The organism is Streptomyces sp. NPDC092369, from assembly GCF_044755245.1.
In the GTDB taxonomy this organism is placed as follows: Bacteria; Actinomycetota; Actinomycetes; order Streptomycetales; family Streptomycetaceae; genus Streptomyces.
In genome coordinates, this window is record NZ_JBIVQP010000002.1 from 270,376 (window position 1) to 284,423 (window position 14,048).

The following is a 14,048-nucleotide window of genomic DNA, read 5'->3' on the forward strand; positions in this document are numbered from 1 at the left end:
GCGCCATTCGAAGACCTATTCGAAGATCTGTACGGATATGTACGGATCTCCGGTGATCCCAACTGGCGCCGCTCAACGTGCTGTTGAGCAGTGTGCCACGACCGTCCACACCGTCACACCGCACTCTGCATTTTTCAGAGTGACACTTGCCAAGTGTTCACGGCGGGGCGATAGTGGCAAGCGTGATTCCGTCCGCGCCCTTAGGAACAGACGCCGCCGCAGGCCCCCTCGGCCTCGGTGCCGCCGCGGGAGCAGCGCCCCACGGGGCCGCCGCTGCCGAGCGCCGGTTCCGTTTCGAGCTGGCCGCCCATCCGGGTTCCCCCGCACAGGCGAGACGTCTGGCCAGGGCCCGGTTGACCGGCTGGTCGGTGTGCGAGGACATCTGCGACACGGCGGTCCTGGTGATCTCCGAACTGGTCACCAACGCCATCGTGCACACCGCGAGCAGCCTCATAGTCTGCGAGCTGCACGACGGTGCCGACCTGGTGCGCATAGCCGTGCGTGACGAGGGCTGCGCGCCGGGTGAGCCACACCCGTCGCCGGTCCGGCCCGAGGAGGAGCACGGGAGGGGATTGCTTCTCATAGACGGCCTCTGTCACGCCTGGGGCGCCCAGGAACACGGTCCCGGCCTGCTGGTCTGGGCCGAGCTCCCCCGCAAGGCCGACTCCCCCCGCCACGACTGCGGCCCCTGCAACGACCTCGGCTGGGGCGCCCGCCCCAAGCCCGGTCCCGCGGACGGTCCGGACGAGGAGGGCGAGCCGGAAGGACACCACTCGCTGCCGCTCGGCGGAACGGGGGGCTCGGCGGACGTCCGAACCCCGTCCCCCGACGAGCGGGCCGACGGACCGGGGGGCGTGGGGGCCTCTCGACCCGACGGCGAGCGAGCCGGTGAACCCGGGAGCGGCACCGACACCGCCGGCCCCCAGGCCCATGAGCACGGTCGGGAGGCGGGATCCAGGGGGGTCCCGCCACTCGACGCACAAGCTCGACAGTCATGGGGCGTGGGGGCTCCACGACTAGGAGGTCAGGCTCCGGGCTCGTGGAACGCGGAAACTCCACGGCCCGGAGGTCGCACTCCGGAAGCGTGGGGTGCGGGGATTGCTCCGCGGCCCGGGGATCAGTCTCCGGAACCGTGGAACGCGGAAACTCCGCGGCCCGGAGACCGGACTTCGGAAGCGTGGGGTGCGGGAACTGGTTCGCGGCCCGGAGGTCAGGCTCCGGGCTCGTGGACCGCTGAGACTCCTCGGCTCGGAGGTCAGGCTCCGGAAGCGTGGGGTGCTGAGACTCCTCGGCTCGGAGGTCAGGCTCCGGAGTCGTGGGGTGTGGGAGCTCCGCGGCTCGGAGGTCAGGCTCCGGGGTCGTGGGGTGTGGGGGATCCTCGGGTCGGCGGTCAGGCCTCGGGAACCTGGGGCGTGGGGGCCCCTCGGGTCGGAGGGACGAGTGACGTGGGGGTTCCTCCGACCGACGGTTCCGGCCGGGATCGGGGGCGGCAGTGAGCGGGACACCCGGCGGCGGCCGGGTACTGAGCCTGGACACGCTGGTCCGTGTCCAGCGGGGGCTGAGCGTGTCGGCCGGATCGCGGCGACTGCCGCTGCCCGTCGGCATGACGGCTCCCCTCGGCTGCGACGCGGTGGCGGCGCCGGCCGAGTTCGGTCCGCTGGTGCTGCCACGGCTGCCACGAGTGGGGTGCGTCTACGCCGACGAGGCGCACTGGTGGTGGCTCGTGCCGTCCGACTCCGATTACGCCCTGGAGTGGCCGGCGCCCGCGCAATACACCGCCGGGGCGGTAGTTCCGGACGCCCCGGCGGTCCCCGGCCTGATCCACAAGCCGGACGGCACACTCCCGTACACCCCGCCGATCCCTCTGTACCTGGCCCTGTGCCGGGTCACGGGGACCACGCCGACCTGGTCACGGCCGGTCAGCGCCTGACGCTTCGCCGAAGAGGCCGGGCGGGTGGCACAGGGGGCCGCTCCGCCGGAAGGCCTCGCCGGTGGTTCCTTCGGCTTCGCTCGGGGAAGCCGAAGGAACCACCGAGCGCGAAGGCACTACTGACCGCGAAGGAATGCCGAGCGCCCCGCACGGCGTACGCGTACGCGCGAGCACCGACACCGGTGGCGGATACGCCGAGTCGGCCCTCCCTCTTCCTTCTCCGTCCCGCACGGCGTACGCCCGCGCGTCCCTCCCCTCTTGTCCCGCGCCCTCCCCTGCCCATCCCCGTCCCGCGATAGTTGCCCTTCATCAGCGGGGCTCGGCGGATCGGGGGAACAGGGCGTTGGCCAAGAAGCAGGACAAGGGTGATCCGGAGGTCTCCGAGTCGGAGCGGCTGCTCTTCGGCGGACCACTGCGGTACGACATGGGCTGGAACCAGTACCGCGAGGCGTTCCTGGAGCTGAACTTCCGGGCGATGGTGACGCGCCTGCCGGCCCTGATGGGGTCGAGCTTCCGGCTGGCGTGGCAGGCCGACCGGCGTGCCGCGCGGGTCGTGATGGGCGCCGAGGTGAGCCGGGGCGTGGCGCAGGCGGTGGGTCTGCTCGCCGTCAACAGCGTGCTGGGGCGGCTCATCGCCGGCGGCCCGATCGCCGACCGGCTGCGCGACGCGGCCCCCGCACTGGCCGCGATGGCCGCCGTGACCCTGTTGGGGGCTCTGCTGCGCGCCGCCTCGACCTACGCCACCGGGCGCCTTGAGCCCAAGGTGGAGCGCGTGGCCACCGAGCTGTATCTGGAGCGGGCGGCGGCCGTGGAGCTGGCCGCGATCGAGGACCACGCCTTCCACAAGCTGCTGGACACCGCCCAGTACGGCGCCGGCGCGGCCCGCCGGATGATCTCGTACGCCACCCGGGTCGTGAACGCGGGCATCTCGCTGATCGCGGCGGCGAGCGTGCTGACCGTGCTGCACCCCGCCCTGCTCCCGCTGCTCGCGACGATGACCCTGCCGAGCGCGTGGAGCGCGCTGACCAACGCCCGGCGGCGCTACGAGTCCTTCCACACCTGGGTCCAGCACGCCCGCGCCGGACATCTGATCAGCGGGCTGCTGACCGAACCGGAGGCCGCGCCCGAGATCCGCGTGCACGGCGTCGGCCCCTTCCTGCTGCGCCACTTCCGCGCCATGTCGGAGACGGCCGAGGCCGAACAGGCCCGACTGGCCCGCCTGGCGGCGCGCACCGGGCTGATCGCCGCGGTCTGGACGGGCCTGGCGACGGTGGCGACGTACACGACACTCGGCGGTCTGCTGCTGTCCGGGACGATGGCGCTGTCGGTGGCGGGTACGGCGGTGATCGCGATCCGGACCGGTTCGTCGAGCCTGGACAGTCTCGTCCTGGAGGTCAACGCCCTCCACGAGGAGGCTCTGTTCGTCGGCGATCTGCAGAAGCTGTACGTCGAGGCCGCCGAACGCGCGATCCCGATCGGCGGGGACCCGCTGCCCGAGGACCCGGCGGAGATCCGCTTCGAGAACGTCACCTTCAACTACCCCGGCGAGTCCACCCGCCCCGCCCTCGACGACATCACCCTCACCCTGCCGCTGGGCCGGATCGTGGCGCTCGTAGGCGAGAACGGCTCCGGAAAGACCACCCTCGTCAAGCTGCTCGCGGGCCTGTACACCCCCGACCGGGGCCGCATCCTGTGGGACGGCGTGGACGCGGCGACCGCCGACCGGCACGCGCTCGCCGACCGGGTCGCGATGCTGGCCCAGGACTTCAAACGCTGGCCGTTCACGGCCCGCGTCAACGTCGCCATCGGCCGCTCCTCCGCGCCCCTCACCGAGGAGCACATGGCCACCTCGCTCACCGAGGCGGGCGCCGAGGACGTGGTCGCGGACCTGCCGCGCGGCCTGGACACCCTGCTGGCCCGCAACTTCAGCGGCGGTCACGAGCTGTCGGGCGGCCAGTGGCAGCGGCTCGGCATCGCACGGGCCGCCTACCGGCGCGGGCGGATCCTGATCGTGGACGAGCCGACGGCGGCCCTGGACGCACGGGCCGAGCTGGAGGTCTTCGAGAAGATCCGCGCCCTCGCCTCGGCCGGGCAGACCGTCGTCCTGATCACCCACCGGCTGGCGTCCGTACGCCACGCGGACCTGGTGCACGTCCTGGACCAGGGCCGCCTCGCGGAGTCCGGCACCCCCGAGGAGTTGCTGGCGGGCGGTGGCATCTACGCCGAGCTGTACCGGCTCCAGGCGGAGCAGTTCACCGCGCCCGTCCCTGCCCAGTCCGTCCAGGCCGTGCAGAAGGGGAGCTGACGTCAGGCCAGCGCGTCCACCGCCGCCTCGCCGCCGCGCACGACCACCAGGAACGTGTCCGTCGCGAGGTCCATCACGACCTCCGCCTGCAGCCCTTCCATGCGTCGCGCCTGCGCGAACTCCTCGGCCGGCCACGAACCCCGCGGCCCGCCCGCGGGAAAGCGCTCGAGCACGGTGCGCCCGTTCACCATCCTGCACCTCCAGAAACGTCGTCTTGCGGGAGTTCCTGTAGGAGTTAACGCCGAACCAGGGGTGAACGCCTCGCCAAGTTGCGGTTCTGAGACGTAGTCGACACACGGACACTGCGGAGTGTGAGAGTCCCGTCACGAATCGATCATCATTCGATCAACGACCATACGGAATGTGTCAGTCCTCGTACTCGTCGTGATACCGGACGCGTTCGCTCCCGGCCGGCGCCCCGAGCGCCGAGGCCCGCCCCACGGGCAGCTCCCACTCCTCCTGACGCCCCAGCGCGGTCAGATCCAGGAAGCTCGTGGTCGAGCCCAGGCCATCGAGACCGCGCGCGTACGTCGAGTACGTGTGGAAGACACGCCCCCCGTCCCGCAGGAAGCAGCTGATCCCGGGCCGGTCGAACAGCTCCCCGTTCTCCTCCAGGGTCGCCTCGAAGTCGTGGTTGAAGTCCCCGCCGCACGCCGAGTACCAGGGCAGCGTCCACCCCATCCGCGCCTTGAACGGCAGGATCTTCGTGTACGGCGCCCGGGAGACCGCCGCGAACGTCGTGCCCCGCGCCTTCAGATGCGCCAAATGCCCGATCTGGTCGAGGAACCCGGAACAGCTGCGGCAGCCGGCGTCCCACTCGGGCGCGAACATGAAGTGGTATACGACGAGTTGGGACCGCCCCTCGAACAGATCACCCAGCGCGGCCTTCCCGTCGCCTCCCTCGAAGACGTACTCCTTGTCGATCTCGACCATCGGCAGCCCGCGCCGCTCGGCGTTCAGCGCGTCCCGCGCGCGGGTGGCGGCCTTCTCCTTGACCAGCAGTTCCTCGCGCGCCGCGCGCCACTGCTCGCGCGAGACGATCTCGGGAAGCGACATGGCCCCTCCAGTTGCAACGGTCCGTTCCGCAGAGGTGACCGAGGGGAGGAACGGAACTCATCGGTGCCGCCGAAGTTTTTCTCGCCGGGTCAGGAAAGCCCCGGGGATCCGGGAGTTCGGGAGTACGTCACCGGCAGCGCCGTGAGCCCGCGGGCGCGCAGCGACCGGCGCCAGGTCGGTCTCTCTTCCGCGAGGGCGAGTTCGGGGAAGCGTTCCAGGAGGGCGGCCAGGGCGATCTCGGTCTCGGCGCGGGCCAGGGGCGCGCCCAGGCAGTAGTGGATGCCGTGGCCGAGGGCGAGATGGCCGGAGGCGTCGCGGCCCAGGTCGAGGCGGTCGGGGTCGGGGAAGCGGTCGGCGTCGCGGTCGGCGGCGGACAGGGAGACCCACACGGTCTCGCCCGCCGGGATGGTGACGTCCCCGATGGTCACGTCCTCGACGGGGAAGCGCCGGATGCCGAACAGGGCGGGGCCCTCGTAGCGGGCGAACTCCTCGACCGCGCCCGGCAGCAGGGCCAGGTCCTTGCGCAACTCGGCCAGCTGGTCCGGGTGTTGGAGCAGGGCGAGCACCGCGTTGCCGATGAGCTGCACCGTGTTCTCGTACCCGGCGAAGAGGATGAGGAAGGCCAGCGACATCAGCTCGTCCTCACTGAGCCGGTCGCCCTCGTCGCGCACGGCGATCAGGTCGGAGAGCAGGTCGTCGGCGGGCTCGCGGCGCTTGTCCGCGAGGAGCCCGGTGAGGTAGCCGAGCAGTGCGACCACCGCCTGCTTGGCGGCCTCGGGGCGCGCCGGGTCCGGTGCGATCAGGGCGTCGGTCCAGACGCGGAAGTCGAGGCGGTGGGTGTCCGGGACGCCGAGCAGGTCGCAGATGACGGTGATGGGCAGCGGGGCGCAGTAGGCGGCCACCAGGTCGGCGGTGCCGTGCGGGCCCAGGGCATCGAGGAGCCGGTCGGCGGTTTCCCTGATGGGCGTGCGCAGTTGCTCGATCCGGCGGGGTGTGAAGGCCCGGCTGACGAGTCGGCGGACCCGCGTGTGGTCGGGCGGATCCATGTTCAGCAGGTTGGCGTCGAGCGCGGGCGGCAGCGACAGTCCCTTGTAAGTCCCCGCCGTCGCATGCCGCTTGTCCAGCGAGAGCCGCGGATCGGCCAGTGCCGCCCGTACGTCCTCGTACCGCGTGACCAGCCAGGCGGGCGTGCCGTCCGGGCCGGCGATGCGGTGCACGGGCGAGGTGTCGCGCAGCAGCCGGTACGCGTCGTAGGGCTGGTCGAGAAGGCCTTCGGCGAGGTCGTCCATGGGGTCAGCCTATGGGGAGCTCCGGGTGGCTCCGCCGGCGGTCCGGGATGCCTCAGGTGTCGTAGTCCTGGATGCGCCGGCCGTGTCCGCGGTCGAGCAGCGCGGGCAGTCGCTCCTCCAACTCGCGTACCACCGAGGGGACATCGAGGGTGAGGAGCTGCCGGTCGCGCATCAGGATCCGGCCGTCGACGATCGTCGTGCGGACGTCGGAGGAGCGGGCGCTGTGCACGAGGGTGGCGGCGAGGTCGTGGACGGGCTGGGTGTGCGGTCCGGTGAGGTCGACGAGGACGATATCGGCGCGGCGGCCCGGGGCGAGGGTGCCGAGGGTGTCACCGAGGCCGACCGCGCGGGCGCTCTGTAGCGTTGCGTGGTGCAGGGCCTGACGGGAGGTCAGCCAGCGCGGATCGCCGGTGGTGGACTTCTGGATGAGGGCGGTCAGGGCCATCGACTCCCACACATCAAGGGAGTTGTTGGAGGCGGCGCCGTCCGTGGCGAGTCCGACGGGGATGCCGAGGTCGTGCAGGGCGCGCACGGGAGTGGTCGTGGGCCAGCCGAACTTGAGGTAGCCGCGAGGTGCGGTCGCCACCGCCGTACGGCCGCTCGCCCGCTCCAGTACCGGCAGGTCGCGGTCGATGATGCCGGTGCCGTGCGCGATGAGGACGTCCACGTCGAGGATGCCGGTGCGGGCCAGGATCTCGATGGGGGTGACGCCGTGGCGGGCGAGGCTGGCCTCGGTCTGGTCGCGGTTCTCGGCGGCGTGGAGGTGGACGGACAGGCCGTGCTCGCGGGCGAGTTCGGCGGTGGCGGCCAGGTCGGTGTCATCGACGGTGTAAGGGGCGTGCGGGGCGAGGGCGGTGGTGATGCGGCCGCCGGCGCTGCCCCGGTGCCGTAGCGCGAACTCCAGTGATTTCTCCCGGCCTTGGGCACCCTGCGAGGAGAAGTACGCCTCTCCCAGGTGTGCCCGCAGCCCGCACTCCTCGACCACGGCGGCCACCGCGTCCATCGAGAAGTAGTGGTCCGCGAAGCAGGTGACGCCGGCCCGGATCATCTCGGCGCAGGCGAGCCGCGCCCCCAACTCGACGTCTTTCTCGGTGAGGTTGGACTCGATGGGCCAGACGACGTCGTTGAACCACTCCTCGGTCGGCAGGTCCTCCGCGACTCCGCGCAGCGCGACCATCGGCGCGTGGGTGTGGCAGTTGATCAGCCCGGGCATGGCCACCTGCCCACGGGCGTCGATGCGCTCGACGGCCGGCGTCCCCTCGACCGCGGCGGCGGTGGTGACGGACTCGACGAGCCCGTCCCGTACGACGAGGGCCGCGTCCTCCTCGAACCCGATCCGTTCTTGATCGTCGTGCGTGAGGACGGTGCATCCGGTGATGATGACATCGGCGGGAGACTCGGTCATCCCGCCAACGTACGACGCGGTCGTCGGCGCGTGTGAGCCGAACCGCGCATCCCGTCACGGCCCTGTCCAGGATTCGCCCGGGCGGGGACCCTGGCCTCACCACGACCTGCCCGACGGCTCCGGAAAGAGGCCCGGCATGCTCCTCGGCACCTGGAACCTGGAGAACCTCTACCGCCCCGGCGGCCCCTCGGGCCCCAAGGACAAGGCCGCGTACGACACGAAGCTCGCCGCCCTCGCCGCCGTGCTCACCGCCCTGGACCCGGGACTGCTCGGCGTGCAGGAGGTCGGCGATCCCGAGGCGCTGGAGGACCTGACCGGGCTGCTGGACGGCACCTGGCACACCGCGCTCTCCCGGCATCCTGACGGGCGGGGCATCCGGGTCGGCTTCCTCAGCCGGACGCCGCTGGAGGTGCTGGCCGACACGAACGCGTTCCCGGCGACACTGCGTCCCGTGCAGGAGGACGACTCGGGCGCGCAGGTCGGGGCGGCGGGCCGGGGCTTTCTCGCGGTGGAGACGGTCAGCGAGGCCGGCCCGCTGCGGGTGGCCGTCGCCCACCTCAAGTCGAAGCTGCTGTCCTACCCGGGGAACCGTTTCTTCCCCCACGACGAGGGCGAACGCGCCCGTTACGGCGCCTACGCCCTGTACCGCCGCGCCGCCGAGGCCACCACCCTGCGCGCCCTCGCCGACACACTCCTGTCCGGCGACGGCCGCGAGCGGGACGTCGCCGTACTGGGCGATCTGAACGACGAGGTACAGGCGGCGACCACCCAGATCCTGCTCGGCCCGCCCGGCTCGGAGCTCGGCACGGCGGGCTACGACCGCCCCGACCAGGGCGACGCGCTACGGCTGTGGGACGTGGCCCCGCTGATCCCCGCCGACCAGCGCTACTCCCGTATCAACTCCGGCCGCCGCGAGCTGATCGACCACATCCTGGTCAGCCACCGCCTGGTCCACCGGGTGACGGCGGCGGGCACGGGCGTGCCGGGCGAGGGCACGCTGCGGCTGCCGTCGGTGGGGCCGGATCCGGCGGAGCGGCGCGGTGCGCCCGGGTCGGATCACGCGCCGGTGTGGGTGCGGGTGGGCTGATCCGGTGCGGTGACGCGGATCTTCGACTGGCCGTGCGGGAGTTGCTCCCAGTCGTCCATGAAGCGTGCGGTCAGGCCGTATTGGGCCGCGAGGGCGAGGAGCGTCTCGGTGCGGTAGTAGAAGTCCTCCCGCAGGACCTGGTGTTCCTCCCCCTCCGTACGGTCGAAGGTGAAGTCGAACCAGCCCCCCGGCGCCAGCACTCGCCCCACATTGGCCAGGCACTCCTCGATGACGGGCAGCGGGGAGTGCGAGAAGACGCTGTGCGCGTGGACGACGTCGAAGTGGGCGTCGGGCAGGAAACCGAGGGTGAGGTCGTGGACGGGAGTCAGGGTGGGGAGCCGTTTCTGCAGCCCCATCTCGACGACCGTGTCCTGCGCGGCGACGAGGATGTCCGGCGAGATGTCGATGCCGTAGTAGTGGCCGGGCTCCAGATGCCGGATGAAGCGCCAGCCGCCGCGCAGGTTGCCGCAGCCGATCTCCAGCATGCGGTGCTCGGGGCGCAGTCCGTGGCCGACGAGGTAGTCGAACTGCAGGGCGCCGAGCGCCAGCCAGCGTTCGCGGTTGCGGCTGCCGACCGCGTTGTCGGGGTCGGCGCGGGTGTCGGAGCGCATCACCGCGCGGTAGTAGGAGACGTGGTCGGGATGACGGTGGCTGAGCCACAAGTCCCGGGCGGCGCGGGCCAGATGGCGGGGCACCCGGTCGGGGTGGCGCAGGGCGTAGGCGACACGGTGGCCGAGGGCGGCGCGGTTGGCGGTGAGGTTCCTGGCGGCCATGGGCGGGTGCCTTTCGGGGTGGCGGTGCGTGCTCTGCACCCAGCCTCGGGGCGTGGACACGGCTCATGGCTCGACCGACAGTCGCTGGTCCGCGGCCCCTTCGGGCGAGCCGGATGTCAGCCGATCGGCTGATGCGCCGCCTCGCCGGGCGCGTTAGACACGGAGGATGGAACACTCCGAGGCAACCGCTCCGACCGACCCGACCGCTCCGATCGATCCGGACGAGCGCTGGCTGGTCGCGACCGTGCACGCGGCGTTCTTCCTGCTGCTCGGCTCCTCCTTCGTCCGCTTCCTGATGCGCGACGGGCGCGGAGCGCACACCGGTTGGATCGTGACCCTGTTCGCCGCCTTCTGCCTCCTCTACGTCCTCGGTCGCGCACTGACCCCGGCGCCCCGCCCCGGTTCGGCACCGACCGCGCGTCATCTGGTCTGGCTCGGCTCGGTGTCGGCGGTGTGGGCCGTCCTCGTGGTCGTGGCGCCAAGCGCCACGTGGTGCGCGATGCCGTTGCTGTTCGTCGGGGTGCACACGCTGCCGCCACGGATCGCGGTACCGCTGGCCGCCGTCCTCACCGCGCTGGTCGTCGCCTCCGAGATCCGTGTCGCGCACGGCACGCTCAACCCGAACATGGTCGTGGCCCCGCCGGCCGTCGCCGCGGTCGCCACCGCCGTACTCGTCCATCTGCAACGGCAGTCGGTACGCCAACGGGTCCTGATCGACGACCTGGTCCGCACCCGGCGCGACCTCGCCGCCACCGAACGGCGGGCGGGCGTGCTGGCCGAACGGCAGCGGCTGTCCTCCGAGATCCACGACACGCTCGCCCAAGGCCTGTCCAGCCAGCGGATGTTGCTGCAGGCCGCGGAGCGGGTGTGGGAGTCGGATCCGGAGGCGGCCCGCGCGCATCTCGGCAAGGCGACCGGCATCACCTCGCGCGGCCTCGCCGAAGTCCGCAGGCTCGTCCACGACTTGGCACCGGCCGACCTCGCCGAGCACTCCCTGCCCGGGGCGCTGGCAGCACTGGCGGAACGGGAGAGCGGGCCGGGCCTGACGGTGGAGTTCCAGGAATTCCGGGAGTTCCAGGAGTTCCGGCCGGACGGCACCCAGGGCTCGCTCCCGGAACGGTCCGAGGCGGCCCTGCTCCGCATCGCCCAGGGCGCGTTGGCCAACGTCCGCGAACACGCGGCGGCGACCCGGGCCGCGCTGACCCTGACCTGGCTGGACGACCAGGTCTCCCTGGACGTCGCCGACAACGGACGGGGCTTCGACACGACCGCAGCGACGCCGACCGGCGAGTCCGACCGGGCGCGCGGCCATGGCCTGCCGGCGATGCGGATCCGGGCCGGCCAGGCGGGCGGGACGTTGACGGTGGAGTCGACGCCGGGTGAGGGGACAGTCGTGTCGGCGGCGATTCCTTTGGCGGCCAACGTCCTTGAGGAGCAGGTCTCTTGAGCACACCTGAAGGAGCCCGTCCCGTGAGCGTCTCCGAGGCAGCCGGTCCGACGGACAAGCCCGTCCGTCTCCTCCTGTGCGACGACCACGCGGTCGTACGGGCCGGACTGCGCGCTCTGCTGTCCAGCGCCGAGGGCATCGAGGTGGTCGGCGAGGCGGGCAGCGGGGAGGAGGCACTGGCGCTGGCCGCGCGGCTCGGGCCGGACGTGGTGCTGATGGACCTGCAACTGGGCGAGGGCATGGACGGAGTGACGGCGACGAGAAGACTGACGTCCGCCGAACCGGCTCCGCGCGTCCTGGTGTTGACGATGTTCGACACGGACGCGGACATCACCCGGGCCATCGAGGCGGGCGCCACGGGCTATCTGCTGAAGGCGGAGCGCCCGGAGGAGCTCTTCGCGGCGATCCACAGCGCCGCGTCGGGCCGTACGGCCCTGTCGGCGCCGGTCGCGGACCGCCTCCTGGCCCGTATGCGCAGCCCGCGCCCCACCCTCTCCGACCGCGAGCACGACATCCTCGGCCAGCTCGCCCGCGGCCTCGGCAACCGCGAGATCGCCCGGGCGTTGTTCATCAGCGAGGCCACGGTGAAGACCCATCTCGGGCGGATCTACGGCAAGTTGGGGGTGGAGACACGGGCGGGCGCGGTGGCGGTGGCGAAGGAACGGCGGTTGTTGCGGTGACGGGGGTCAGGGGGCCGGGTCGGCAAGGACCGGGGAGGCCAGGTCGCGGGGCTGCCCGGCAGCGAGGATTGCTATCCGGCGAGGGGCACCGCGGGCGGCCGTAGCCCCCGTAGCCCCGTCCGCTCCTGCTCCCGCTCCAACTCGTCGAGGAGTTCCGCGAGTTGTTCGCTGTGCCGGGCCGACAGGTGGCCGGAGTCGTCGAGGTGGACGGCGCAGGCGGTCGTGGTGTCCACGAGCCGTTCGAGGGTGGCGACGACCTCGTCGGCGCCGGCCGAGTGCCGGGCCAGGGCGGGGAGTTCGGCCGCGGACAGAGCGATGGCGGTGCGGGCCTCGGCGAGGGCGCGGTAGGCCTCGCGGCGCAGGGTCCAGCGGGCGGCGCGGTCGTCGGAGCCGCTCAGTACGTGGTCGAGGTAGGCGTGCGCGGCGCCGCCGGCCCGGGTGAGCCGGGCCCGTACCGTCCCGCCCCGCTGCCCCGGCATCGGCAGATGGCCGACGACGAGCACGATGGCGCAGGCCAGCAGCGTCTCGCCGATCCGGCCGACGGAGGCCTGCGGTTCCCCACCGACCATCACCAGGGCGAGCACGAGGACGGTGACGACGGCGGTCTGGGCGGCGAAGTGGCGGGTGGCGACGGGGATGAGGGCACCGCTGAGGGCGACCAGCGCGATGAGTCCTTCGGGCCGGGGCAGCACGAGGGCGAGCCCGGCGAACAGGAGGGCGCCCAGGACGGTCCCGGCGGCCCGGCACAACACCCGGGAGGCGAGCGGCCCGAGGTCGGGCTTGACGAGGAAGACGGCGGTGGCGGGCAGCCAGTACCAGTGCTCGTGCTGCCCGTACCAGCGGGCGTGGTGCAGGGCCTGGGCGACGGCGACGCTGGCCCCGAAGCAGAGGGCGACCCGCAGTCCGTACTCCCGTCCGCCGGCCCCGAAGGCGACCTTGAACAGCCCCCGGACGGACCGCCGCCGGGTGTGCAGGTCGGTGCCCCTCCCCCGGTCGAAGGCCTCGGCGGCGTGCAACAGCGCGTCGTCCAGGGCCCGTAGCGCGGGCGCGGAACGGTGCGGCGCGGGCAACGGCCCCGTGTGCGTGCTTTCCCGTACGGCGGTGGCGAGCCGGCGCGGCCCTTCGGAGGCCCGTCCGGCCACGGCCTCCCCGCCCCACGCGAGCGCGGTCGCCGCCTCGGCCAACGGCAGCGCGGCCGCGTACTGCGCGTGCAGCCGCCGCTCGGACGAGGAACTGGCGTACCGCCGCAACCGGGGCCCGGCCAGGGCGTCCTGCGCATGATCGAGAGCCGCGGTCAGGGCTGCCCGCCGGGCGATGGCTTCATCGGTCCCGACGGCGTCGAGGAGTTCGGCGACGGCGTCGTACACGGCCGCGACGGCGTCACGTTCGCCGTCGAAGCGGAAGTCACCGGCGGTGGCGCCGGGGGTGGGCAGCACCAGCCGCAACGCCACCAGCCACCCGGCACCGGCGAGGAAGGCGAGGGCGCGCTGCCACCCTTCCTCGGGCAGGGGCATCCCGGCACCGATGGCGGAGGCGACGAGCAACTGCGTACCGGCGCCGGAGGCGACGGGCCCAACTGCGCTGACACCACCGGCGAGCAGCCCGACGCCGGTGAGCAGAAGGGTGAGCACCACGGCACCGACATGCTCTCCCGCATACGTCCCCACGAGCATCCCGCCGGCCCCCGCGAGCGCCGGCACCCCGATCCGCCGCACGGACGCCCGCCGGCTGCCGGGCCGGTCGTTGATCCCGGCGAGCATGGCGGCGATGGCGGCGACGACACCGAGGGAGGTGCGGTCGAGAAGGACGGCGACGAGGAGAAGGGGCCCGGCGGACAACGCCCCGCGGGTGACGGCGCTCCAGGGGACGGGGCCGCGTTGGGCGCGGAGGGCGTGGGCGAGCCAGGGGGGTACGGCGGGCGCGGTGCGGGACACGTTCTTCACCGTAGGACGCGTGAGCGGAGAGAACGGGACGTCGGCATTTCAGGAATGTGACGATCGGCGGGGAGGGCGAGTTCTTTATGAACGAAACCCTGAAGCGCCCGCACCGGACGGCAAAAGAAGGCGGACCCGGGGG

The 14,048-nt window shown here is 72.5% G+C and carries 11 protein-coding genes and 1 pseudogene; 6 read left to right on the top strand and 6 right to left on the bottom strand.

What is annotated here, in order from left to right:
• Positions 1–146 precede the first annotated feature (146 nt).
• The 3 genes and pseudogenes from ACIQI8_RS10875 to ACIQI8_RS10885 form a co-directional block, all read left to right on the top strand.
• Positions 147–770 (top strand): annotated as a pseudogene (locus ACIQI8_RS10875) (ATP-binding protein); the annotation flags it as partial.
• Positions 771–1,492: 722 nt separating this feature from the next.
• Complete coding sequence (locus ACIQI8_RS10880; RefSeq protein ID WP_402347256.1) at positions 1,493–1,930, top strand: hypothetical protein; 438 nt, start codon at positions 1,493–1,495, stop codon at positions 1,928–1,930.
• Between the two features lie 343 nt (positions 1,931–2,273).
• Positions 2,274–4,235: an ABC transporter ATP-binding protein gene (locus tag ACIQI8_RS10885; protein ID WP_402347259.1), complete on the top strand. Its 1,962-nt coding sequence runs from the start codon at positions 2,274–2,276 to the stop codon at positions 4,233–4,235.
• A 2-nt stretch (positions 4,236–4,237) separates the two neighbouring features.
• On the opposite strand, the gene ACIQI8_RS10890 is transcribed toward ACIQI8_RS10885, so the two are convergent.
• The 4 genes from ACIQI8_RS10890 to ACIQI8_RS10905 all read right to left on the bottom strand — a co-directional run bounded on the left by ACIQI8_RS10890 (position 4,238) and on the right by ACIQI8_RS10905 (position 7,985).
• Entirely contained in the window at positions 4,238–4,426 is a 189-nt protein-coding gene (locus tag ACIQI8_RS10890) for a hypothetical protein (RefSeq protein WP_402347262.1), read from the bottom strand.
• 175 nt (positions 4,427–4,601) lie between these two features.
• A complete protein-coding gene (locus ACIQI8_RS10895; protein ID WP_402347265.1) occupies positions 4,602–5,291 on the bottom strand; it encodes a DUF899 domain-containing protein in 690 nt (229 codons plus the stop codon).
• Between the two features lie 89 nt (positions 5,292–5,380).
• Positions 5,381–6,580, bottom strand: coding sequence for a cytochrome P450 (locus ACIQI8_RS10900; protein ID WP_402347268.1), 1,200 nt, complete (start codon positions 6,578–6,580; stop codon positions 5,381–5,383).
• A gap of 52 nt (positions 6,581–6,632) precedes the next feature.
• Positions 6,633–7,985 carry an amidohydrolase gene (locus tag ACIQI8_RS10905; protein ID WP_402347271.1) on the bottom strand — a complete coding sequence of 451 codons (1,353 nt, stop codon included), beginning with the start codon at positions 7,983–7,985 and terminating at the stop codon, positions 6,633–6,635.
• 136 nt (positions 7,986–8,121) lie between these two features.
• Here ACIQI8_RS10905 and ACIQI8_RS10910 point away from each other — a divergent pair, with 136 nt between their 5' ends.
• The gene (locus tag ACIQI8_RS10910; RefSeq protein WP_402347274.1) at positions 8,122–9,072 is read left to right on the top strand and encodes an endonuclease/exonuclease/phosphatase family protein; all 951 of its coding nucleotides are present in this window, start codon (positions 8,122–8,124) and stop codon (positions 9,070–9,072) included.
• Here ACIQI8_RS10910 and ACIQI8_RS10915 read toward each other — a convergent pair.
• Positions 9,042–9,845: a class I SAM-dependent methyltransferase gene (locus ACIQI8_RS10915; RefSeq protein WP_402347277.1), complete on the bottom strand. Its 804-nt coding sequence runs from the start codon at positions 9,843–9,845 to the stop codon at positions 9,042–9,044. The genes ACIQI8_RS10910 and ACIQI8_RS10915 overlap by 31 nt on opposite strands.
• A gap of 166 nt (positions 9,846–10,011) precedes the next feature.
• On the opposite strand from ACIQI8_RS10915, the gene ACIQI8_RS10920 reads away from it, so the two are divergent.
• Together ACIQI8_RS10920 and ACIQI8_RS10925 are read left to right on the top strand one after the other, a co-directional pair.
• Positions 10,012–11,292, top strand: coding sequence for a sensor histidine kinase (locus ACIQI8_RS10920; protein WP_402347280.1), 1,281 nt, complete (start codon positions 10,012–10,014; stop codon positions 11,290–11,292).
• 23 nt (positions 11,293–11,315) lie between these two features.
• Entirely contained in the window at positions 11,316–11,972 is a 657-nt protein-coding gene (locus ACIQI8_RS10925; RefSeq protein ID WP_402347283.1) for a response regulator, read from the top strand.
• A gap of 71 nt (positions 11,973–12,043) precedes the next feature.
• Here ACIQI8_RS10925 and ACIQI8_RS10930 read toward each other — a convergent pair whose 3' ends face one another.
• Positions 12,044–13,906: an FUSC family protein gene (locus ACIQI8_RS10930; protein ID WP_402347286.1), complete on the bottom strand. Its 1,863-nt coding sequence runs from the start codon at positions 13,904–13,906 to the stop codon at positions 12,044–12,046.
• Positions 13,907–14,048 lie beyond the last annotated feature (142 nt).

Excerpts from the sequence above, each read along its gene's own strand:
- ACIQI8_RS10895 (WP_402347265.1), bottom strand. The coding sequence starts at position 5,291 with ATGTCGCTTCCCGAGATCGTCTCGCGCGAGCAGTGGCGCGCGGCGCGC.
- ACIQI8_RS10915 (WP_402347277.1), bottom strand. The coding sequence starts at position 9,845 with ATGGCCGCCAGGAACCTCACCGCCAACCGCGCCGCCCTCGGCCACCGT.
- ACIQI8_RS10900 (WP_402347268.1), bottom strand. The coding sequence starts at position 6,580 with ATGGACGACCTCGCCGAAGGCCTTCTCGACCAGCCCTACGACGCGTAC.
- ACIQI8_RS10920 (WP_402347280.1), top strand. The coding sequence starts at position 10,012 with ATGGAACACTCCGAGGCAACCGCTCCGACCGACCCGACCGCTCCGATC.
- ACIQI8_RS10910 (WP_402347274.1), top strand. The coding sequence starts at position 8,122 with ATGCTCCTCGGCACCTGGAACCTGGAGAACCTCTACCGCCCCGGCGGC.
- ACIQI8_RS10905 (WP_402347271.1), bottom strand. The coding sequence starts at position 7,985 with ATGACCGAGTCTCCCGCCGATGTCATCATCACCGGATGCACCGTCCTC.
- ACIQI8_RS10890 (WP_402347262.1), bottom strand. The coding sequence starts at position 4,426 with ATGGTGAACGGGCGCACCGTGCTCGAGCGCTTTCCCGCGGGCGGGCCG.